Raw genomic sequence first — 20,435 nt, forward strand, 5'->3', positions numbered from 1 at the left:
CATGGAAGGAAATAAAGCGAGAGTAACAATAGATCTCACTGGGCAAAACGAAAAAAACGCCGATTGATTTACATCATCGGCGTTTAATATGCGTTAACTTGCCTACTTCTTAGTGGTTGCGGCTCGATTTTTCACGATTTTACGTAATCGAGCGCTTCTCTCAGCAGAACCTTGGTTGGCATCGGAAGGGTTGTTGGTACGAGTTTTGCGATTTTTAAACGCTGGTTTGCTGTGCATTTTCTGCAATAGTGCATCACGGTTTTTTGGCTCATATCCTGCTTGCTCTACACGTCGAATCGTATGACCAATTAACGACTCTACTTGTTGCAACGTCAGTTCTTCTTCACGGCTAACAAAAGACACAGCGTGTCCTTTTTTGCCAGCTCGGCCTGTTCGGCCAATACGGTGAACATAATCTTCTGCCAAAAATGGCATATCGAAATTCACTACGTGCGGAAGATCTTTAATATCTAGCCCACGAGCAGCCACATCGGTTGCTATCATTACCCGCACCTTGCCGGTTTTAAACTCGTCAAGCGCTCTACGACGGGCACTTTGTGCTTTGTCACCGTGACATAGTACCGCTTTAATACCGTCCAGTTTGAGTTCTTTCAATAACGTGTTGGCCGTTTCTTTGTAGTTCACAAAGACCAATACCTGTTGCCAGTTCTTACGACCAATAAGTTCAGATAACATTTCATACTTTCTTTCTTGGTCTACTGGGTAAACAACATGCGCGATAGCGTCTGCCGTTACGTTTTCTTGAGCTACGGATACTCTTTTCGGTTGATTCAACATTTCAGCCGCTAGTTTGTTCATTTGCGGAGAGAACGTCGCCGAGAACAGCATAGTCTGTGGCTTTGTTGAAACACCAGACATAATAGTTTCAATTGATGAAATAAAGCCCATATCTAACATACGGTCGGCTTCATCGAAAACCAAGAACTCAAGGTTCTGTAGGGAAACACTTTTCTCATCCAGATGCTCAATTAAGCGACCAGGTGTTGCTACTAAAATGTCGACACCGTTCTTTAGCTTTTGAACCTGTGATGACATTTTCACGCCACCATAAATGGCAGCCACACTCAATGATGTGTACTTGATATAATCTTCTATGCTTTGCGCAATCTGTGCCGCCAATTCACGAGTTGGAGCTAGAATAAGAGCACGTGTTTGAAAATGGTTATTATCTTTGCTCTTGTCTAGTATCTGCTGAATAATTGGCAGAGCGAAAGCGGCTGTTTTACCTGTCCCTGTCTGAGCATTCGCTAAGATATCGTAGCCTTTACGAGCGAGTGGAATCGCTTTCTGCTGAACAGGAGTAAGTTTTTCGTAGCCGCACTCGGACAGTGCTTTCACAATTTCTGGAGAAAAATTCTGAGATGAAAATGACATTGTTGTGTTCCTAAAATTAAACGGCTACGACCACGTAAAGCATAACCAAAAATACGGTGGCAGATTGTAGAACAAACTGTATCGAAACGGCAGTCATTTTACCAATTAGTCGCAATAAGCTCGAAAATACCACAATTTAGTGGCAACAAGTCATTTAGAAGCCATGCTTTTCAAGGTAAAAATACGGTCTAACCACTGCCAACGACTAACAGTGTAGTGGATTAGCATGATGTAATCACCGTTCGCTATTACTTCAATAGACACCGATTCGAACGAATTAACCTTTCCTGACACACATAGCTATACTGTTTGTTACAGCGCAAGCTGGCTTGACCTAGAAAAGCCAGTGAGCAAATTAGCGATCAATTAAATTGGAGAAGGTATGAATAGTTATATTTCTATATTTGAAATTCCAGCATTAGATATTTCAAGAGCAATCAAATTCTACCAAGCAATTCTGGACATCGATATAGAGGAAATGGAAATGCCGAACATGGCAATGGGAATATTCCCTTATGAAAATCAGTCGGTTACCGGAGTTATTTTAAAGGAAGAAGGTTTCCTGCCTTCGTCAAATGGCGTGACTATATATCTAAACGGCGGAGATGACCTTCAAGTCGTTCTTGATGAAGTGGTGAAAAATCGCGGTGAAGTCATTATCCCTAAAACAGCTCATGCTGATGAAAGTGGTTTTTTCGCCATTTTCCTTGATTCAGAAGGAAACAGAATGGGATTACATTCAACAAATTGATTCAGCATCTTGATGGATAACATTTTCCAGCTCAGGTGAGGTTGGCTGACTCGCCGCTTACGTTTAAAGCAGGATCTACTTGAGTTAAACAAACTAAATCTCATTAACAAGGGTTCAACTTATTAAGTTCAAGTATCTTTTTAACAACTCTTTACTATAGTTTAGCTAACTATTTCTTACATATTAGGCTGAAATTTGAAGCGTTTGTCACTACTGATTTTTTTGTTCTCCATGTACTTGTACGACTCAGAATTAAGCTTTGCCTCTGACTCTTCTATGACATTGACTCTAGCGGCAGTTGAATGGAAGCCAATGAACAGCCCGGAACTTGAAAATGATGGCTATATGTCAGAAATAGTCCGCTCTGCCCTCTCTCAAATGGGTTATACCTTGGATATTAAATGGGCACCATGGAATAGAGTATTGGAGATGAGCAAACTAGGTGGCTACGACGGAATATTGGTCGCTTCTCATAAAAAGGAAAGGGAAAACTACTTTGAATACTCACATAAAATTGGCAGTGAACGATTTATATTCTGGCAACGTAGCGAAGACGACTATTCTTACGATAGTTTAAATAGCTTTAACGGTATGAAAGTAGGTGTGCTACTCGGATCTAATTTCACTCAAGATCTCAAAAATCATGGCAACATCATTGTCGATGAAGTTAGTAATATTCGACAGAACATATTGAAACTCTCCCACGGTAGGATAGACGCATTTTTAGGCTCTTATGATAATGTAAACTATATTTTAAATAGCGAATTGAGTGAGCATAGAGGCCAATTAAAACCCATCACACCAGATTACCGTACCTATGATTTATATATGCTGATTTCGAAAAAGCACCCGAATCATAAATCTATAGTGAAGGGGTTTAACCATTCATTAAAGAAAATGATCATGGACGGACGTTATGAGTCGATACTTGTAGAACATGGTATTTTGAATGTCAAAATCAAATAACGCCGTCGACTGCTACCTTGCTTAAACACTATATATTCAATTCAGTTTATGGCTTCGATGTATAAGAGTGTCGATGTAAATTCGATGATTCTAGAGGGAGTTCCCTCCCCTTTATCTTGATTATCCAAAAATATCTGAAATAACGGCAATATGCTGACAACGGATAAATAGATTGTAACTGAAACAGGTAAAACGTTAATGCAAACCATTTTTAGACGCACTTAAGCAGTTTGACTCCTGAAGTATTAATGACAATATGGTTATTTATAGAGCTCTTTTAAAATAGGCTATACTTGTTCTATTGTTGTTAAGCCTTTATTTGATATGGATTTTATGCAATCTGACTCATTCATACACCAATCATTGGTAAGAGCGATCCAAATAATATCGATTATTTGGATTTGCTTAGCAAACAATGTCGCAATGGCTAATCAGCCAATAACGTTAGGTATCTTGGCATATTTGCCAGAAGAGCAAATGCTAGAACGCTACCAACCATTGGCTGACTATTTAACCGAAGCATTGCAGAATAGAGAAGTACAACTATTGCCCTTGTCTTACACTAATAATCAAGTGGAGGCGGCCATTGACAATAATAAACTTGACCTATTATTAACTAATCCAAGTCATTACATTAAACTTCGTACCACACATGAGTTAAGCGGTGCAATGCTTACTCAAGTCGTCCTGCGCTCCAATGAACTTGTCAGCTCTTTTGGTGGTGTAATAATAACTCATGCCAATAATTCACAGATTAACGCCTTAAGCGATTTGACAGATAAACATATAGCCGCCGCCGATATCCGGTCCCTAGGGGGCTATCAAGCTCAAGCTTACGAAATTATTAAACAAGGCATTCAGCTAAAAGGCCCCTTCTCTTTCTTAAAAAAACACGATGCTGTCATCACCGCTGTTTTAAATGGAGACACAGATGTTGGTTTCATCCGTAGTGGTGTCATCGAGAGCATGGTACAAAAAGGCATATTAGACACAACACAAATCAAGGTTCTGAATCAAAAACAGGATCCGGCTTTTCCCTTTGTCCACTCAACGACTCTGTACCCTGAATGGCCGTTACTTGCATTACCTAGGTTATCAGATAGTGATATTCGACGTGTAGCCTCAGCTTTGCTTGCTTTAAACATACATCACCCAGCAGCAAGCGCGGCAGAAATTGGCGGATTCAACCCTCCCGCTGATTACCAAGAAGTAGATAACTTAGCACGAACACTTAGGGTTCCTCCCTATGACGAGGCTCCCGAATTTACCTTCAATGACATATGGGATAAGCACTTTCAATTGTTGGTTGCAATAGCGGTATCACTAGTGGTTATCGTGCTTCTAGTCTCCCTGCTATTACACCGAAACAAGCAGTTACGCCATAGCGCAGAGAAATTGCGCCGAGCTGCGAGTGTTTTCTCAAACACAGGTGAAGGTATTTTCATTACAGATGCAAATGGCCTTATTTTGGATGTGAATGGCGCGTTTGAAGAAATTACTGGTTACGCTCGTTCAGAAGTTGTCGGCAGAAGCTCAAATATACTCAAATCAAACTTACAAAGTCACGCGTTTTATCGAAGTATGTGGGAGACTCTAACGCGAACAGATGATTGGCAAGGGGAACTTTGGAACAAGCATAAGAATGGTGAAAACTACGCAATTCAGTTAACTATTGGTGTCATTAGAACTAATAATGGTCAAGTGAAAAGCTACGTAGCACTGTTTTCTGACATTACACAAAAACTGTTTTTCTCTGCCATTGAACGTATTCGAACCAATGCCATGCAATCAGCGCTAGAGGGGGTTTCTTTAAATAAAACCCTTGATACCATCCTTAAAGATATTGAATCTTTAAGTACTGAAGCAAAGTGTTCCATATTACTGCTTGATCAATCAGGCAAGCATCTTCATAGCTGTTCTGCACCATCATTACCAGAACCTTATAATCAAGCGATAGATGGGATCGCGATTGGTGACGGTATCGGCTCATGTGGAACCGCGGCTTATCGAAAGGAACGGGTAATTGTTGAAGATACCCAACAACATCCGTACTGGGCAGCATTTAAAGAACTCGCGGCTCAGTATGAGCTTGGTAGCTGCTGGTCTGAACCAATATTTGGTAAAAAAGGACGATTGTTAGGCACGTTTGCGATTTACCACAAAACTCCCCGAGTTCCGCTTGATAAAGATCTCCGCTTGATTACCCGTACCGTTGATTTTATCAGTCTTCTTATCGAAGAAAAGCGCGCTGAATCTGAGCTTAAACGTTTAGCAGCCGTTGATGAGTTGACCTCTTTGCCCAACCGACGTCAACTTCTCGCTACCATCGATTCAGAAATTGCCCGAGCAAAACGTTATAGCACCCCGTTGTCGTTTTGTATGATTGACGTAGATTATTTTAAAAAAGTAAATGATCAACATGGGCATGATGCAGGTGATCAGGTTCTAAAAGCACTCTCTTTAACCATGAATGAGTTTATTCGTACTACCGATATGGTCGGTCGGTTAGGCGGTGAAGAATTTGGCATCATACTGCCGAACACCACTCAAGAAGATGCTTTGATTATGGCTGACAGGCTACGACTTGCGATCGAAAAGTTAACGGTATCTTATGGCGAAAAGTCTCTCAATGTAACAATCTCCATAGGAGTAAGCAGTTTTACTCAGCACTCAGAAATAGCACTCAGTAATGAGTTGCTCTCATTAGCCGATCGTTGTTTGTATTATGCCAAACGCAAAGGCCGAAATAGAATCAGCGATACTCCAATAGAACTTGATGCTAACATCCATCAATAATGGTTTATCCAATTTTTATACAGTGTCCACCACTTTTAAAATAGATCATTCCCCTCACCTATTTATTCTTCCAAATAATGCGTTTTATTGAACAGTACTTGCACTAATAGCATTTTTAATAGCCATTAATCTACTTCATGATATTGGTGGGCGCTGAGTGTAATGACCAGCGTAATAATTACAATAAACAATCCGGACCTCTCCAATGAAGAAGTTTAAATTTCAAATTATATGTTCATTAAGTATCATCCTTGTTTCGGTTGTCTCCACCATTATATTTCTAAACCATCAATCCTTTAGTGCTGAAAGTATTCAATTAAACAGAGCGCTTCTTCGTCAAAAAAATCATTCGTTTAAAGCGGTACTCGAAGAAAGAATAAGCGGCTATCGCGAAGCGCTCTCCTCTATCTCTGTTTCAGCCAATGATGTTCAGAATCAGCAGTTATCTGATGAACTTATTAAGCAATTACAGCCTCTGCATCGATCGCACAAGCAGATTAGCCAAGGCATTCGCGTAATTAATAATGATGGTGATGTATTTAACCAAGACGGCAAACTGCTCGGCTACAACGTAAAAAAACTGAACCGTTCTTACTACAAAGCCATTTTTATAGATGGCGACGACTTTTTTGTCTCCGAGCCGATCACGTCTGCCTTAACAGGCAAAGAAATAATTATTATTGTTCAAAAAGTAAGTAATTCAGTAGCAATAGGAACATCTGCATTTCTTGAATCAGTGATTGCCCAGCCGAATCAGCCAAAAAACCTATTTTTGTATACTAGCAATGGATCAATATTGATCTCCCCTTATGCTGAGCTGAAGGGAAAAAACATTTCTGATGTTCGTCAGCAATATAAAAGTTTCAGTAAAACGACACCCGAACTCAATTACAGTGCTGAACGTAATAATGAACAAATTTATTTCACTGCATTCTGGGACACCATAGATATTAATGGTTGGAACCTGGTTACGTTTGAACGTGACAAAATAATTGAAAGTGCGGTCTCAAAACAATTAATTTATTCTATGTGGGTGATGCTTTTGTGCCTCGGATTAACCGGCATTATCGCAATGTACGTTATTCATCGTTTAGTGTTAAAACCCATCGGAGGCGCGCCAAAAGAGATAGAGGCCTTGATGGGAGACATGGCAAAAGGAGAGTTATCTTTAGCTCATGTTCAGCGTGGCCATCAGTCCAACACCAGCAGTGGCATCTACGCTTCCGTGGTTAATCTTTCTGATCAGTTTTCCAAACTGATCATCAGCTCCCATAAAATATCTGAGAACATTGCTGCTTCCTCACATCAATTGAGTACCACAATGCAAAGTTCATTAGATAACGCAAAGCAGGAGCTAAATCAGGTTGAACAGATATCGACAGCCATAACTGAACTTTCATCTACGTCTCTGGAAGTAAGTGATAATGCCGCTATTGCCGAACAAAAAAACCGACAAGCACAACATGAAGTGATGGAAGGCATTGCAACGCTTCAACAAAACATACTTTTATCAAACGAAATCAACCAGTCGGTGAATGACACTGCCACACTTATTGAAGAGCTGCGCGAGTTTTCGATGGAGATTGGCTCTGTTACCGAAGTCGTCGACTCTATCTCTGAACAGACTAATTTATTGGCCTTAAATGCGGCGATTGAAGCGGCTCGTGCGGGAGAGCACGGCCGAGGATTCGCCGTTGTTGCCGATGAAGTCAGAGCACTTGCTTCAAAGACCCAGCAATCTACCGCAAACATACAATCTATTATCGACAAGCTTCAAAAACACGCAGATAAGGCAAACAGTAATATGTGTCAGAATCTATCGTTAATCTCAGATTCAGTTGATCTTGCCGGTACTATAGAATCTACTTTTAAAAATATATCGGATTCAGTTGAATCGATTTCAGAAATGAACACACTGGTCGCCACGGCATCTCAGCAACAGCATAGTGTCACAGAAGAGATATCAAGCAACGTAAATCGCACTTACGACTTAGTACAGGAAAATGTTGAGTCAGTAATCCAGATTCAGCAAGCTTCGACAGAACTATCAAAAATGTCAGAGACACAAAAATCCGAACTGTCGTTCTTTAAAGTCTGATTACTGGTACTCGCTTGAAGCAGATTTTACTCTAGCCAGTGTTGTCACTTGTGATACTCTGACTTTAACACCGAGAAAATCAACGAAAAATGGCGTTTGACGTTGTCAAAAAGCGCAGTCAAACGCCTCATCCGCTGTTAACACCCAGTACCCCTCACGCGTATTTTCAAGCAGGCCTACTTCAATTAACGCTTTAATCTCTTTACTGACAATATTTCTCGACATGTATAACAGAGACGCAAGATTAACTAGATTAATAACCGCGGTATTGCTGTCGCTTATCCCTGCCAACACAGCTAATGCGCTATATACTTTTTTCTTGTTTGATTTCATGGCTCTAAGCTGAAACAACGCATGGAAAGCTCGCTGTTTTTTAGCTAACGATGTATTGAGGAAGTGAGAAAACTCAATGCACTCATTTAACAGTTCATGACAAATTGAGAAAGGTATCTGTAACACCGTTGAGTGTTCAGTCGCCTTAATATCCGTTAAAGACTGCTCTCCTAACAATAATTGAACTTCATTCAACGCTGTTCCTGGAGTGATTATACTGAAAATACTACTTGCCCTTTCATTGCAGGATGAGCTCAGACCAAACCGCCCATCTAATGGCAGAGTCAACCTATCAACCGTCTGATCTTTAAATACAATAAAAGCCCCTTTAGCAAGTCGTTTTACCCTTCCCGCACAGAGCAGCCTCTCCGCTAAGTGATGGCTAATACCGTATTTGCTTACTAATATTTGTAAATGATTCATAAATCTACCGGTACTCGTATAACGCTGCCTACCTTAGCAATGAGATTTGCCGTGCTAAACTTTGCCATGATCAATGGTATGAACAAATTGACACGACTGATCACCTTCCGTTAGCAGGGCGATAATATGGACGTTGTATTTCTCGTTAATGGCTTCTCCTGTTCCCTGCTCCATTGCTGCCACAATATGCCGACAAAAATCACTCCTACACTGATTATTATTGGTGAATTTCATTAGGTCATCACATACCATGCACTCCGTTTCAACTCGTACCGCATTTCCGTCAGAGTCTTTTCGCCAATAACCTTCAACACCCAAGATAGGATCCTCATAATCATGATAGGATCCAACGGATTTGGCATCTGACTTATCGATATTCATCTTTTCAATTAAATAGGCAGCACGATAATTGCCATACTCTTTAAAGGCCGGTATCCAAAATGACCTCCACGCTTCTAACCCTTGTTTGTGATAAATGTGTACTAAATAACGAACTAACAAAGAGTTCCCTTTTCTAAGACACCCTTTTACAAAACCATTTCTTTCCGCCATTCTCATCATAGAGTGCAGATAGATAGCAAAAAATTTTTTCATATGCTCACCAAAGTTAGCCCCACATACACTATGCGAGGCTATTATTTTGATTAATACTCACCGGTAAGAACGATTGGAAGTTCTATTTCACCTTCCAGCACTAACGCATGTGTTAGCATCCAGTTGCGAGTATTTGATGCGGTTGCAGTTTGAGCCATCGCTCTCAATGAGTCTGCCTTAACTTGTTTTGCAGCTTCATTCCCCGTTCGTATTGCATAAGTTGAGAGTTGAGCAGCCCACTGGTGATCGTTGTCCAGTTGTGCCTGTTTAGCGAGCTCGATAACCTTGCCTGTCCCACCCATTGCTTCAACCATTTTTTCTGCCTCAACATTTCTTGGTAGAGGGTGTAGGTCGATTGAATCATTACCAAACCAATGCATTATATGGTTGTAGTAACGGCGGACATGATAGGACCATTCGCCATAGTTTTCTTCAACCCAAGGTGAGTCAGCAATCGACTCAGGAAGCTTCACATTATATTGAAGCTCATCTGGCGACATTCCTGCGCCAATGGCTTTTTCAGTTTCAGAGACGAGTGTGCGAGTGGCAATAAGTTGATGTTCCAACTGCTCTTTAAACACATCGCCTGTTACGGGTTTGCCGTGCACTTTTAAGCTATGTTCAATCTCTTTTGATAACAACCACTCAATCGCGGATTCCATATGACCAATATCGCGCCAGCGATCACCACGCAACGTTGAGTAATTAAATAACCCGTGAGCCCAAAATGTGTTATCTACGCTCACCTTTTTTTCTGGAATATAGATGCTAATGCCATCCATCGTATCCGTATGTGCCATGTGAGTGACAAACTCCATACCGTCAATCACAATGGAGGTTTCTTCGTCACCCACCAACATTGTTGGTGGCGTATAGGTTTGCATTTCTTCTGGAGTAAAATCGACGTTAACTAACCCAGTAACAGAGGGAGAATCTGCCCCTTTTTCTGGTAAGAATGATCCAAGCTGAATTCCGCCCCGGATTTGTCGGACTTGTGCTAACGGTGACTCAGTAGAAAGCGCTGCACCTAACTCAGCTTTGTGGTTTTCGTGAGCAATAACTACCGTATCCTCTGACACATTCCAGTTACCAGCTCCCACAATATAGTGCCAGTGCGTATAAATGAGACCAACAACGGGTTGGTTAGCAATGTGCTCTGGAAGCATCGACATGGCTTTTTCGGCATACTCACGGCTTAAACCGCCATCAAACACCACAATTCCATTCTCCGTTTCCACCACGTTGACGTTGTCCATACCCATACCCGTCAAAGACCATACTCCCGGCATTACTTGGTATGCACCATCGGTATATTGAGAATCTTTATTGTTTAAGCTCTCTTCTACAATCGCTCCGGTAGGGCTTATTACACTTTTATCGCCTATCGATAGAGATGTGTTCGCCATTACTGACGTTGAAAGTACGGCTGAAATCATTACGGCCAGCTTAGATATTTTAGACATAGTTTTAATTCCTGTTTTCTTTTCGATGGCAGCAGGATATCAACATGCGCTTTGGCAGAAATTGCACCGTGCAATTTTGCAATGATTAATAATGACTATGATTACGGCACTTAAATCATATAAGGTAATAACGGAGAGAAAATGTTTCGAAAGTATATTGTCTTATGGCTAACGACGGCCATTTCTTTTACTGCTATTTTTACAGCCACTGCCTGCCCATTGCATTTCGGATATAACGATAGCGAACAGGGCATGATACCTGGCGCGCAAACCATGAAATCTGCCACCATTTTTTACACCAAACACGGTGATATTAAAGAACCCGCCTCTCTTCTACCAGCAGCTACTTTTCAAAGAGCTTCTTGGTGGTTAACCCTCTTGGCCAAAGAGCTACAGAGTACAAGTTTTAACTCGGCCTACATACTATTAATCGATATACCGCTATGGTCTCAAATAGACCTGAACCGCTCTAATGGAATATCAATAGATGTGCCTCAACCAGAAACTCCAGACAATACGATATTGATGACGCAAGCAAGCCTAAATGCCATTATAAGCAATCAAATAACCATCGCAGACGCCATAGATATGGGGTTAATAAGCTTTCATAATTTAGATACACACATTATGGATGAGGTGAGAAAGTTACCTCGCCATTAACTTTACGCTTCCGTAGGTGTTAACGATTAAGCCTTCGTCTTCAAGGCTATTTAGAACTCTGTGAACTTTATGCTTACTCACCGCTAGATAAGAGGCGAGTTTTTCCGCTGTAATGGTAACTTGATCGCCTTCATCTTTTAGTCGTTCAAGCCTAAGCAAGACTCGCTCTTTAAGAGGAAGAAGTAATGCAGAAGACAACAAGTTTTCGGCAATACGATATAGAGAAGCTGCACACAAACCAGCGATCAGTGTCGCTTCTCTCTTAAGTTCAACGTCAGATCTCAATTTAGAATATGGTAGGTACAAAACGGTGCAATCCGTCGTCGCGACGACTGCCGCAGGAGACAATCTTCCATCTATAAACGCGACAGCGTTAATTAAACTTTGCGCTGTGAACCTTTCAGGTATTAACAAATCACCGTCAGCAGATACGATTTGTATTTCCGCTTCTCCAGATAATAGGTAGCCCATCCTATCAAGTTCATCGTTCTGAAAAACGATTTGTTCTCCCGCTTGGTATAGTTTTTTAAGCGGTGTGACCATAAAAGCTTTATACAAATTAGGGTAAGCATTTTCATTTAGCAAAGTGCTAAATGCTTGATATAACTCGTGCTCTATTCTCATCACTAAATCTCTATTCAAGACGAAAAGTTAGCGACTATCATACGCTATACGATTATTTACCCAAGTAATTTATAGCGTTCTGTTTCTATGTAAATTATAGCTGATAGTTTACCTCTATACGGTGTTCTCCATCGTTATAATTATTGTATTCAGTCCAGTTCGCAAAATATCTAACATTTAGTCGTGGATTAATTTGATAGGAAATTGCGAACTCATGCGCAAGAACCTGAGATTTACCATTAATTCCATGCTCTTTATACGTGTCCGATCCAGAAAGAGTGGACATCCACATCGGATTGTAATTTAACCAAAGTTTTTCCGTTAACTCTAGTTTTCCATACGCACCTAACACGGTAAACGTACCCGGCACAGAATAACCACTTATTACCTCGCCATTATCAGCCACGACATTATTGCCAATGGCTGCTCCGGCTCCGGCCAGCGGGTAAAGTTGTAATGGACCAATGCTTGGTAGTGCCTGAATAAAGCTGTAGGATATTGTTCCCGCTTCATCCTGAAAATGGTAGTTAAGGTCAACTTGAGAGCCTCTACCGTTGGTTAAATCAGCACCAAAGCGTCTAAAACGCAAGGAATCAATACTGTTACTTTTGTTATCGTCCCAACCAACGCTATCGCCCATGAGTCCCTTCAGCTCGATGACATTCATCCCCATAGTATGGTCATGGCCAGTATCAAATGTTTGTCCCAGCTTTATGTTGAGTCCGTTACTCGTATGACCAATACCAGCCTGAGTATAGACCGCAAGAGGATCTGACATATCTTGTACTGTCTCTGTCTCACTTGCCATTAAAGTAAAAGAAAAGCTTGATAGCACCAAGGTATTAAGTAACTTCACTAATATCACTCCTAATCAATTTTATTGTTTGGAGTTGAAATTATCACTTGTGCTAAATCGCCGTTGCACTGTTAGTGCATATTCGTAACGAGTTGGATTAATCGGGCAAAAAATGGTCTTATCCTGCTAGCGTAAACTAAGCGGGTAAACACATAGATAATTTGCTGATAGCTAGGTAAACTATCCAGCTATTATCTTAGCCTAGACCACGTAACTGAATGACCAATGCAACCACTCCAGCCAACTTTGACCAGCTTGGCCTTATTTCGCCTTTATTAGCTCGATTAACTGAACTAGATTATCAGCAGCCTACCCCGATTCAGGCTCAAGCGATTCCTGAAGTACTATCCAATCGAGACATTATTGCGGGTGCGAATACAGGCTCTGGTAAAACGGCTTCGTTTGCGCTACCTATGCTGCAGAAAATACACTTAGACGGGCCAATAAGCAGCAAAGACGCTAAAGGTAATTATGTTACTAATCTAATACTGGCGCCGACTCGCGAACTCGCAAAACAGATATCAGACAGTATCAAGTCCTATGCCGTGTACTTTAACGGCGCAATTAAAACTATCGCGGTTTTTGGTGGCGTGTCAGCCAATACTCAAATGCTTGCTCTACGCGGTGGAGCAGATATTGTGGTTGCAACACCCGGACGATTACTCGATCTCATCTCGAGTAACGCATTGAAACTAAATAGAGTTAATACCTTAGTTCTAGATGAAGCTGACAGAATGCTAAGCCTCGGTTTTACTGAAGAGCTATCACAAATAACAGCGCTATTACCGAGTAAAAAGCAAACTCTACTATTTTCCGCTACATTTCCTGAACAAGTTGATCTTTTAGCGAAAGCACTTCTTCAAGATCCAGTAGAAATACATCTACAAAGTGCCGACGCCAGTACTCTGGTTCAACGCGTCTTCACGGTAAACAAAGGTGAAAAGACTGCGGTCGTTGCTCACTTAATTAAACAGAACCAGTGGAAACAGTCGCTGATTTTCGTCAATGCTAAAAATCGTTGTGAAAACTTAGCAGATAAGCTGTGCAAAAGAGGAATCAACGCAGATGTCTTTCATGGCGATCTAAGCCAAGGGGCTCGAACCCAGATACTTGACGCATTTAAAGCGGGTAGGCTTGAAGTATTAATTGCTACAGATATTGCTGCTCGTGGTATCGATATAGAAAAACTGCCGGTGGTGTTTAATTTTGACTTACCGAGAAGTCCTGCGGATTACATGCACCGTATTGGTCGAAGTGGTCGAGCAGGAGAAATAGGTCTCGCTCTTTCACTTATCGACTATCAAGACTATCACCATTTCAGTATCATTGAGAAAAAGAACAAGATTCGCCTTGAGCGAGAGCAAGTAAGTGGTTTTGAAGTAGACAACGAAGTCAATGACGCCCTAGCCGCTCTTGAAAAGCCTAAAGCTAAGCCGGCGGGAAGCGGAAAGAAAAAACGCAAAAACCGACGCTAAAAACTCGCAAATACATAGACAGAACAAGTGAAACAAATTGAGATATTACAGCACAATTTAATCGCAGCGCTATGAAAGCATAAACGTTGAATTGCTGCTTTAACAGGAGAACTTATAATGACTCAAACAACAAAAACCATGGAAGTACCTGTTGCTATCGCTGATAGGGTTCAGGCATTAATTGATGCACATGAAGCCAAAGAAAAATTTAATGCAGAGCGAAAAGTTGTAGTCAACGATTTATTGGCGATGGATGGTCTCAGCTGTGAAATGGCGGTTTATAGCCTATCTCAGGATGAGTTACTCGATACATTAAGATTTGTTTATGAACTTTCTGGCACCAACAGTAAGTTTGTTAAAAATATCCTTAATCAGTCGCGAGAAAATCCTAAAAAACTGCTTACTGACTCGCAGCGTTCATCAGCCAAGAGCTTGTTATTCAATTTACTGAACGATCCTTCATTGATCTCTGCGATGAACGAGATCAAATAGAAACCATTTAGCAAATTTGGGAGAGGCAACTCTCCTTTTTTGTTTTAAAGGCAAAATAGTGCTAATAACCCACTGTTAAAACGCCGTTTTTACTCACCACTGCTTCGCCTAGCACTTTATAACCGACAAATTCACCACTCTTTTTAATCACCTTTGATCTCTTACTATGTGATCCGTCAACTATCTGCAATGAATGACATCAGATAGTATTATTGATAAGGGAAATGGATTCTTATCGATCACACGGATTAGCAAACATAGAGTACTACTATGATAACGTTCTATCGTAACTTCTTGTTGCTTTGGTCACTGCTGCTTAGTTTTTCGTCTAACGCTGCAGACGAAAGTTTGTATCTTGTCTATGACGAGAAAGTCATCGCGATACCTCTCGCTTCACTGCGCCTTCAATCAACTACTGAGCTCGAAATTTTCTCGCCGTTTCGCAATAAAGAAATCACTGTTCATGGTGTGTTTTTAGAATCGCTAATAAAACAGTACCTATTAATCAATCCTCAAAGTATTAAGTTGGTTGCCGTTGATAATTATTCCGTGACGATGAACAATTGGCAAGAAAGACACTGGTTACTTGTTACAAAAGAGGATGGCAAACCTATTACACTTCGTCAGCACGGCCCAATCCGGCTTATTGAGGTCGAATATGGAGACAGAGATCCGGCCAACTTAAGAAACTTTAACGATTGGATATGGATGATTAAACGTATAGAAGTAATTAAATAATGGCTAATTTGTCTAAATCAAGTTGGTTTTGGGTTAGTTTGGCAAGCCTATGTCTGCTCATTAGCATTGCTTTTGTGGAATTGCTTTTTTTTTACCCTAAGGCTCAACGTTACTTTGAAAACAGTGGCAATATTACCGCGCAACCCTTGACGGCTCGCTCTCGTGAGTATTTGCACAACAGCTTAGAACTCATTACCGCCTCCCCACTTAGCTCTGAGGTTATTGAAGAAGTGGGTAAAAACCTTGATCTCGCTTATGGGCACCTTAACGTTAACTTATACCTATCTCAGTATCCTTGTGCGTCCACTTCGTTAGGCAGAATAGACAACTTAAGTTTACAACTTGTATCAACCTTTCCTCCGACATCTCAAAAATATACTCAAGAGCTGCTTAAGATACTCAAATGTGTTGAGCATATTGAAATAAAGCAGGACATGAAAAAGTCTTCAATCGCTCTCAGTATGCTTGAGAATTTAAATTATCAGAGACAACTTCTAGCATGGGGCGCGCTCTTCGCACTTATCGCTGGATTGGTTTCTGTTTTGTTGCATTTAAATCAATCGAAAGTCATTAATCAAAATAAGAAAGAAAAAAATAAGTGGCTTAATAACGCTTTAAGGGATGCGCTAACCGGCGCATTAAATCGGCGCGCGTTTGATGAAGATTTGCCTCAATATCTGCTAGGGTTTAACCATCAATCTGAGGTGTTTTCGGTATTAATGTGTGATATTGACTATTTTAAGCAGTACAACGACTCATTGGGGCATGTTCAAGGTGACAAAGCATTACAGGTCATCTGCCACACGCTTTCCTCAACCTTAAATAGTAAAGACAAACTCTATCGTTATGGGGGTGAAGAGATAGTTATTCTCTTAAGCCAGACTGATCATCACTTCGCTTTAAAAACCGCGCAACAATTACTTATTCAGATACAAAATTTACAACTGCCTCACCCTACCAGTTCTTTTGGTTGCGTCACTATCAGCATCGGCTGCGCCACTATTGATGAGCCAATATGTAACGGAGAAAACATAGTCGAAGTCGCGGACCAGAGACTGTATCAAGCTAAGCAAGGTGGCCGTAATCAGATAGTCGCCTAATTAATTGCTGCCCGAAGCGGTATTTATTGAAAACCATTAACCCTTGCTTGAACACGAGCACATACACCTCAACATATTATTTATCACTTCACTAAGATCATCTATTTGCACAGGCTTAGTTAACACAGAGCTAATACCCGCCTCGTTAAAACGTTGAAGATCTGCCTTCATCGCATCAGCGGTTAGAGCCAATATCGGTATGGTTCTTGAAATATTGGCACGGACAAACTCAGTTAACTGGATACCATTAAGGTTCGGCATTTTTATATCTGTCACAATCAAGTCATAATGTCTCTGCTTAAGCAGATGATTTTTAGCTATTAAGCCATCTTCTACGCTAAATACTACACAACCCAGATTTTCAAGCTGGGCGGTAATAATTTTTCGGTTAAATAAGTTATCTTCTACGACTAAAACCTTACACTGCTTATCACACACTTGCCGTATCCTAATATTACTCAATGAATCTTTGTCGCGAATTGCATAGCGCGATTTTAAGTAAATACTAATCTTTGTTCCTACATCGACTTTGGACTTAATCTCAACAAAACCCTTGAGTAAAACTAGGTATTCTTTTGCGACGCTTGCCCCTAATCCAGAAGAATTATCGCTATGTTCTACAAATTGTTTATAAGGCAATGCAAAACGTTTTAGGTTTTCTTCTGACATCCCTAAACCATTATCCTTAATTTTTATTTTAATCAGGCAACGAGCGTTACTAATAATTTTGACGGAAAAGCTCACATCGATTGTTGAGTTTTTCTTGTTACTATCTGAGTACTTTATTGCGTTACTTAAGTAATTAAGCAGTATTTGTCGTAACTTTGTTTTGTCTAAATATATTTCACAATTGGAATTTCCGGTAAACGTCACTGTAAGGTGACTATCATTAATGAGTGGACTAATAATTTGCTTAACTTGACGGAAAAGATCATCTAGAGAAAAATATTCATGGTTTACTTCCATTACACCAGACTCAATCTTAGATAAATCTAGAACATTATCGATATGATTCTTAAGCGAGACAGAGGAGTAGTTTAAGGTTTCGAGGTGTTGTAGCATCTGATTTGAATCGTTTATCTGGCGTTCTTGATTAAATTTCATTATTCCGATAGTTCCAATAATCCCATTTAAAGGAGTACGGATTTCGTGACTCATCCTAGCCAGAAAACGACTTTTCTCAATATTCTTAGACTCTTCCAGTTTTCTAATTTTATTTGATTTTTTGTAGGAATTTAAAAGTATATAGTTGAAAAATAGAATACCAATAAAAAATATTATCAGCCCAAATAGGAACATCCTGGTTGAACTGTTGTACTCATTGAGATATTGATACTGACGATTACTATTGCCAGTAATAATATCATTCAATTTCAGATAGCCTTCTTCAATTCTCCTTTTTACCTGTATATAGTTAATATTAGTTTCAGAATATTCTACAAATGCATATTTATAATTGGATAATTTTTTACCAATAACTAATAATTGATCGTGTAATTTTTTGTCTTTAACTTGACTTGCAAAAATCAAAACACTCCCTTTAATATTTACGAATGAAAAATTAAACCGAGCGATAATTTCTTCTTTCCTTTTTACACTGTCTGTTAATTGAAACTCACGATCTAATTGGTACAAATAAAATATATCCACCATTAGGTCTATTACTGTATTTATTACCTCATGAGAATCAGAGTCAACGTCCAACTCAATAAATCTTAGTATTTCATTATAACCAACTCTTGCATGTTCAAGTGTCACTTCACTTAATTTTCGATTCTTCTCTTTATAAAATGCTAAAGACTCTAAATCATGAATGAACCTTTGATTAAACTCTTGATATACGGTTCTATTTTCATCGTACAACATGTCATCATCTAGATTTATCAGTTCGTTAGCTCTATTTAAAGACTTAACAAACGCCGATGTCGTTTCGCTATTTTCAGATAACACTAACTGTCTAGAGTCAAATACAATTTTGTTTAAAGTCTTTGCTACTGAGAATGAGTGTAATTGCTCCTGAATAGACGCTTTTTGAATGGTGTATATGTTATATAAATATAATGAGAGTAAAACAGAAGAAATTGTAATGAATAAGATGAAAACAACGTAAATATCATCCTTATTTTTTGTGATTTTTTTTCTTATATAGTTAATCAACTGACAATCCAACTTAAGTGATATTTGTCGAGAAGATACCACTTGAGCAAAATTACGTGATTGACATACTTTAAAATATTATTTTTTTATATGTTATTTTATCCATGCAATTTTTTAAAATAGGCCAGTTGAAAGAAAAACAGATGGTTTAAATTTTTCTCAGTACCACTCCTAGCCTTCCTTTATCGCGTCCACCATCAGGCTCATTCACTAGCTTAGTTTGAACAACTCGTAGCCCTATCTCTTCGCACACGTCTAACAGTTGTTTTATCGTAAACGAATCATAAAAAAACTCATTATTGAACATCGACCCCGTAAAAGGAGGTATATCATATTTAGAACCACCGCTAGAGAGGATCAGTGCCCCTTTATATTTGAGGGATTGATACGCTTTGTTGAGCAAAATGGCGTGCTCTTGCCTAGGCAGGTGGAACATTGAGTCCCAAATGACAATGCCGTCAAACTGTTGATTCGGTTGATATTTTTCTAAGTCACTCTGTTGCCAACTATGTTGAGGAAACTTAGATTTAGCGATACTCAATAACTTTTCAGAGCGGTCTATCCCTAAGATATTATGTCCATGGGAAGAAATAAGATCAGCAACAGGGGTACCGTGGCCACAACCCAGATCTAATACATGAGAATTGTCTGGCAAGTAACTCAGAAACAGCTCAAATAGCTCAACATCATTACTCGGAAGCTCTGTTCTTATACTGCACCACTGATCTGCAATGAGATCATACTCAGCTTTAGTTTGCATCCATGCTCCTTAGGCTAGTGATTCGATGTCCATGGCATTTAGTCAATGTCATAGGCCACTAGATTAGCTCTAAACTACTTTCTACATAGCATACTCATCTTGACCGTTCATCTCCTTGAACTTAGCGATATCGAGTAAAACTAAGTTATAAAATACCACCAATGTCACAACTCAGACAAGGCTCAAATAGAAAACACCGCTAAAAAGCGGTGTTTTTTTATAGGGTTAGCTAGAAAACGTTCTTTTAAAAGAAATGGAACGTTGCGGTTAAGCTAAAGTTTGAAATATCTTTATCATCCGTTTTATAGACATTGTAGCCAGCGCCCAATGAGACTGGTCCAAAGATAAAGTACTCTGCTCCAAAGCCGTACATCATATCTACACCATCATCTTTTTTGCCGCCAGACATATCCCATTTATGAACACCAGCTCTTCCGTACAGGTGCAAAGGGCCTAAATCTAGGCTTGGACGAATGGCTGCGAATACTGAGTCGGCCTTAACATCACTAGTCAAACCATCAATATCAAACTCACCATGATCAGCATAACCTGCTTCAATGCCTAAAATAGGCAACAAACCCGTTCCTACGTGAAAACTTGCCGCAGTGGATTTCTCACCATCGTATTCAGATTGACCCACCATCGCGCCACCATATAAAAGTGCGTCTGCTGATACAGAACCTGCAAAGCCTGCTAACGCAAGTGCTATTATAGTCTTCTTCATACTTTACCTTCTTTTTTGTCATTATCATCA

Annotated in this window: 18 protein-coding genes; 9 read left to right on the forward strand and 9 right to left on the reverse strand. The window is 39.9% G+C overall.

Going from position 1 to position 20,435, the window contains the following annotated elements; all coding sequences use genetic code 11:
* Positions 1-102: 102 nt before the first annotated feature.
* A complete protein-coding gene (locus CHJ_RS07745; protein WP_317917369.1) occupies positions 103-1,395 on the reverse strand; it encodes a DEAD/DEAH box helicase in 1,293 nt (430 codons plus the stop codon).
* A gap of 382 nt (positions 1,396-1,777) precedes the next feature.
* Here CHJ_RS07745 and CHJ_RS07750 point away from each other — a divergent pair, with 382 nt between their 5' ends.
* The 4 genes from CHJ_RS07750 to CHJ_RS07765 all read left to right on the forward strand — a co-directional run bounded on the left by CHJ_RS07750 (position 1,778) and on the right by CHJ_RS07765 (position 8,006).
* The gene (locus CHJ_RS07750; protein ID WP_317917370.1) at positions 1,778-2,146 is read left to right on the forward strand and encodes a VOC family protein; all 369 of its coding nucleotides are present in this window, start codon (positions 1,778-1,780) and stop codon (positions 2,144-2,146) included.
* A 276-nt stretch (positions 2,147-2,422) separates the two neighbouring features.
* Positions 2,423-3,112: a substrate-binding periplasmic protein gene (locus CHJ_RS07755; RefSeq protein WP_317917371.1), complete on the forward strand. Its 690-nt coding sequence runs from the start codon at positions 2,423-2,425 to the stop codon at positions 3,110-3,112.
* A 423-nt stretch (positions 3,113-3,535) separates the two neighbouring features.
* Positions 3,536-5,908: a diguanylate cyclase gene (locus tag CHJ_RS07760; RefSeq protein ID WP_317917372.1), complete on the forward strand. Its 2,373-nt coding sequence runs from the start codon at positions 3,536-3,538 to the stop codon at positions 5,906-5,908.
* A gap of 205 nt (positions 5,909-6,113) precedes the next feature.
* A complete protein-coding gene (locus CHJ_RS07765; RefSeq protein WP_317917373.1) occupies positions 6,114-8,006 on the forward strand; it encodes a methyl-accepting chemotaxis protein in 1,893 nt (630 codons plus the stop codon).
* A 105-nt stretch (positions 8,007-8,111) separates the two neighbouring features.
* On the opposite strand, the gene CHJ_RS07770 is transcribed toward CHJ_RS07765, so the two are convergent.
* From CHJ_RS07770 to CHJ_RS07780, 3 genes are read right to left on the reverse strand one after another with little or no spacing between them, the layout of a single operon-like run.
* Positions 8,112-8,762, reverse strand: coding sequence for a Crp/Fnr family transcriptional regulator (locus CHJ_RS07770; RefSeq protein ID WP_317917374.1), 651 nt, complete (start codon positions 8,760-8,762; stop codon positions 8,112-8,114).
* Between the two features lie 54 nt (positions 8,763-8,816).
* On the reverse strand, positions 8,817-9,356 hold the full coding sequence (locus tag CHJ_RS07775) for a hypothetical protein (RefSeq protein WP_317917375.1): 540 nt from the start codon (positions 9,354-9,356) through the stop codon (positions 8,817-8,819).
* 50 nt (positions 9,357-9,406) lie between these two features.
* Positions 9,407-10,819 (reverse strand): alkyl sulfatase dimerization domain-containing protein, encoded by a 1,413-nt coding sequence (locus CHJ_RS07780; protein WP_317917376.1) that lies wholly within the window; start codon positions 10,817-10,819, stop codon positions 9,407-9,409.
* 141 nt (positions 10,820-10,960) lie between these two features.
* Here CHJ_RS07780 and CHJ_RS07785 point away from each other — a divergent pair, with 141 nt between their 5' ends.
* A complete protein-coding gene (locus CHJ_RS07785) occupies positions 10,961-11,479 on the forward strand; it encodes a hypothetical protein (RefSeq protein WP_317917377.1) in 519 nt (172 codons plus the stop codon).
* Here the strand turns inward: CHJ_RS07785 and CHJ_RS07790 are convergent.
* A complete protein-coding gene (locus CHJ_RS07790) occupies positions 11,465-12,103 on the reverse strand; it encodes a Crp/Fnr family transcriptional regulator (RefSeq protein ID WP_317917378.1) in 639 nt (212 codons plus the stop codon). The genes CHJ_RS07785 and CHJ_RS07790 overlap by 15 nt on opposite strands.
* 94 nt (positions 12,104-12,197) lie before the next feature.
* On the reverse strand, positions 12,198-12,911 hold the full coding sequence (locus tag CHJ_RS07795; protein ID WP_317918097.1) for a hypothetical protein: 714 nt from the start codon (positions 12,909-12,911) through the stop codon (positions 12,198-12,200).
* Between the two features lie 266 nt (positions 12,912-13,177).
* On the opposite strand from CHJ_RS07795, the gene CHJ_RS07800 reads away from it, so the two are divergent.
* The 4 genes from CHJ_RS07800 (at position 13,178) to CHJ_RS07815 (ending at position 16,764) form a co-directional block, all read left to right on the forward strand.
* Positions 13,178-14,434, forward strand: a complete 1,257-nt coding sequence (locus tag CHJ_RS07800) for a DEAD/DEAH box helicase (RefSeq protein WP_317917379.1) — start codon at positions 13,178-13,180, stop codon at positions 14,432-14,434.
* A 117-nt stretch (positions 14,435-14,551) separates the two neighbouring features.
* Positions 14,552-14,926, forward strand: a complete 375-nt coding sequence (locus tag CHJ_RS07805) for a hypothetical protein (RefSeq protein ID WP_171752016.1) — start codon at positions 14,552-14,554, stop codon at positions 14,924-14,926.
* Positions 14,927-15,196: 270 nt separating this feature from the next.
* Positions 15,197-15,664 carry a hypothetical protein gene (locus CHJ_RS07810; RefSeq protein WP_216613329.1) on the forward strand — a complete coding sequence of 156 codons (468 nt, stop codon included), beginning with the start codon at positions 15,197-15,199 and terminating at the stop codon, positions 15,662-15,664.
* The gene (locus tag CHJ_RS07815; RefSeq protein ID WP_171752017.1) at positions 15,664-16,764 is read left to right on the forward strand and encodes a GGDEF domain-containing protein; all 1,101 of its coding nucleotides are present in this window, start codon (positions 15,664-15,666) and stop codon (positions 16,762-16,764) included. The genes CHJ_RS07810 and CHJ_RS07815 overlap by 1 nt, the downstream gene beginning before the upstream one ends.
* Positions 16,765-16,800: 36 nt before the next feature.
* Here the strand turns inward: CHJ_RS07815 and CHJ_RS07820 are convergent, their stop codons facing one another.
* The 3 genes from CHJ_RS07820 to CHJ_RS07830 form a co-directional block, all read right to left on the reverse strand.
* On the reverse strand, positions 16,801-18,921 hold the full coding sequence (locus CHJ_RS07820) for a response regulator (RefSeq protein ID WP_317917380.1): 2,121 nt from the start codon (positions 18,919-18,921) through the stop codon (positions 16,801-16,803).
* Positions 18,922-19,069: 148 nt separating this feature from the next.
* Positions 19,070-19,681, reverse strand: a complete 612-nt coding sequence (locus CHJ_RS07825; RefSeq protein ID WP_317917381.1) for a class I SAM-dependent methyltransferase — start codon at positions 19,679-19,681, stop codon at positions 19,070-19,072.
* A 244-nt stretch (positions 19,682-19,925) separates the two neighbouring features.
* Positions 19,926-20,405 carry an outer membrane beta-barrel protein gene (locus CHJ_RS07830; protein ID WP_171752020.1) on the reverse strand — a complete coding sequence of 160 codons (480 nt, stop codon included), beginning with the start codon at positions 20,403-20,405 and terminating at the stop codon, positions 19,926-19,928.
* Between the last annotated feature and the right edge of the window lie 30 nt (positions 20,406-20,435).

This window comes from Vibrio sp. MACH09, from assembly GCF_033238805.1.
In the GTDB taxonomy this organism is placed as follows: Bacteria; Pseudomonadota; Gammaproteobacteria; order Enterobacterales; family Vibrionaceae; genus Vibrio.

Coding starts and splice junctions, on each gene's coding strand:
- CHJ_RS07745 (WP_317917369.1), bottom strand. CDS start 1,395: ATGTCATTTTCATCTCAGAATTTTTCTCCAGAAATTGTGAAAGCACTG.
- CHJ_RS07750 (WP_317917370.1), top strand. CDS start 1,778: ATGAATAGTTATATTTCTATATTTGAAATTCCAGCATTAGATATTTCA.
- CHJ_RS07755 (WP_317917371.1), top strand. CDS start 2,423: ATGACATTGACTCTAGCGGCAGTTGAATGGAAGCCAATGAACAGCCCG.
- CHJ_RS07760 (WP_317917372.1), top strand. CDS start 3,536: ATGGCTAATCAGCCAATAACGTTAGGTATCTTGGCATATTTGCCAGAA.
- CHJ_RS07765 (WP_317917373.1), top strand. CDS start 6,114: ATGAAGAAGTTTAAATTTCAAATTATATGTTCATTAAGTATCATCCTT.
- CHJ_RS07770 (WP_317917374.1), bottom strand. CDS start 8,762: ATGAATCATTTACAAATATTAGTAAGCAAATACGGTATTAGCCATCAC.
- CHJ_RS07775 (WP_317917375.1), bottom strand. CDS start 9,356: ATGAAAAAATTTTTTGCTATCTATCTGCACTCTATGATGAGAATGGCG.
- CHJ_RS07780 (WP_317917376.1), bottom strand. CDS start 10,819: ATGTCTAAAATATCTAAGCTGGCCGTAATGATTTCAGCCGTACTTTCA.
- CHJ_RS07785 (WP_317917377.1), top strand. CDS start 10,961: ATGTTTCGAAAGTATATTGTCTTATGGCTAACGACGGCCATTTCTTTT.
- CHJ_RS07790 (WP_317917378.1), bottom strand. CDS start 12,103: ATGAGAATAGAGCACGAGTTATATCAAGCATTTAGCACTTTGCTAAAT.
- CHJ_RS07795 (WP_317918097.1), bottom strand. CDS start 12,911: ATGGCAAGTGAGACAGAGACAGTACAAGATATGTCAGATCCTCTTGCG.
- CHJ_RS07800 (WP_317917379.1), top strand. CDS start 13,178: ATGACCAATGCAACCACTCCAGCCAACTTTGACCAGCTTGGCCTTATT.
- CHJ_RS07805 (WP_171752016.1), top strand. CDS start 14,552: ATGACTCAAACAACAAAAACCATGGAAGTACCTGTTGCTATCGCTGAT.
- CHJ_RS07810 (WP_216613329.1), top strand. CDS start 15,197: ATGATAACGTTCTATCGTAACTTCTTGTTGCTTTGGTCACTGCTGCTT.
- CHJ_RS07815 (WP_171752017.1), top strand. CDS start 15,664: ATGGCTAATTTGTCTAAATCAAGTTGGTTTTGGGTTAGTTTGGCAAGC.
- CHJ_RS07825 (WP_317917381.1), bottom strand. CDS start 19,681: ATGCAAACTAAAGCTGAGTATGATCTCATTGCAGATCAGTGGTGCAGT.
- CHJ_RS07830 (WP_171752020.1), bottom strand. CDS start 20,405: ATGAAGAAGACTATAATAGCACTTGCGTTAGCAGGCTTTGCAGGTTCT.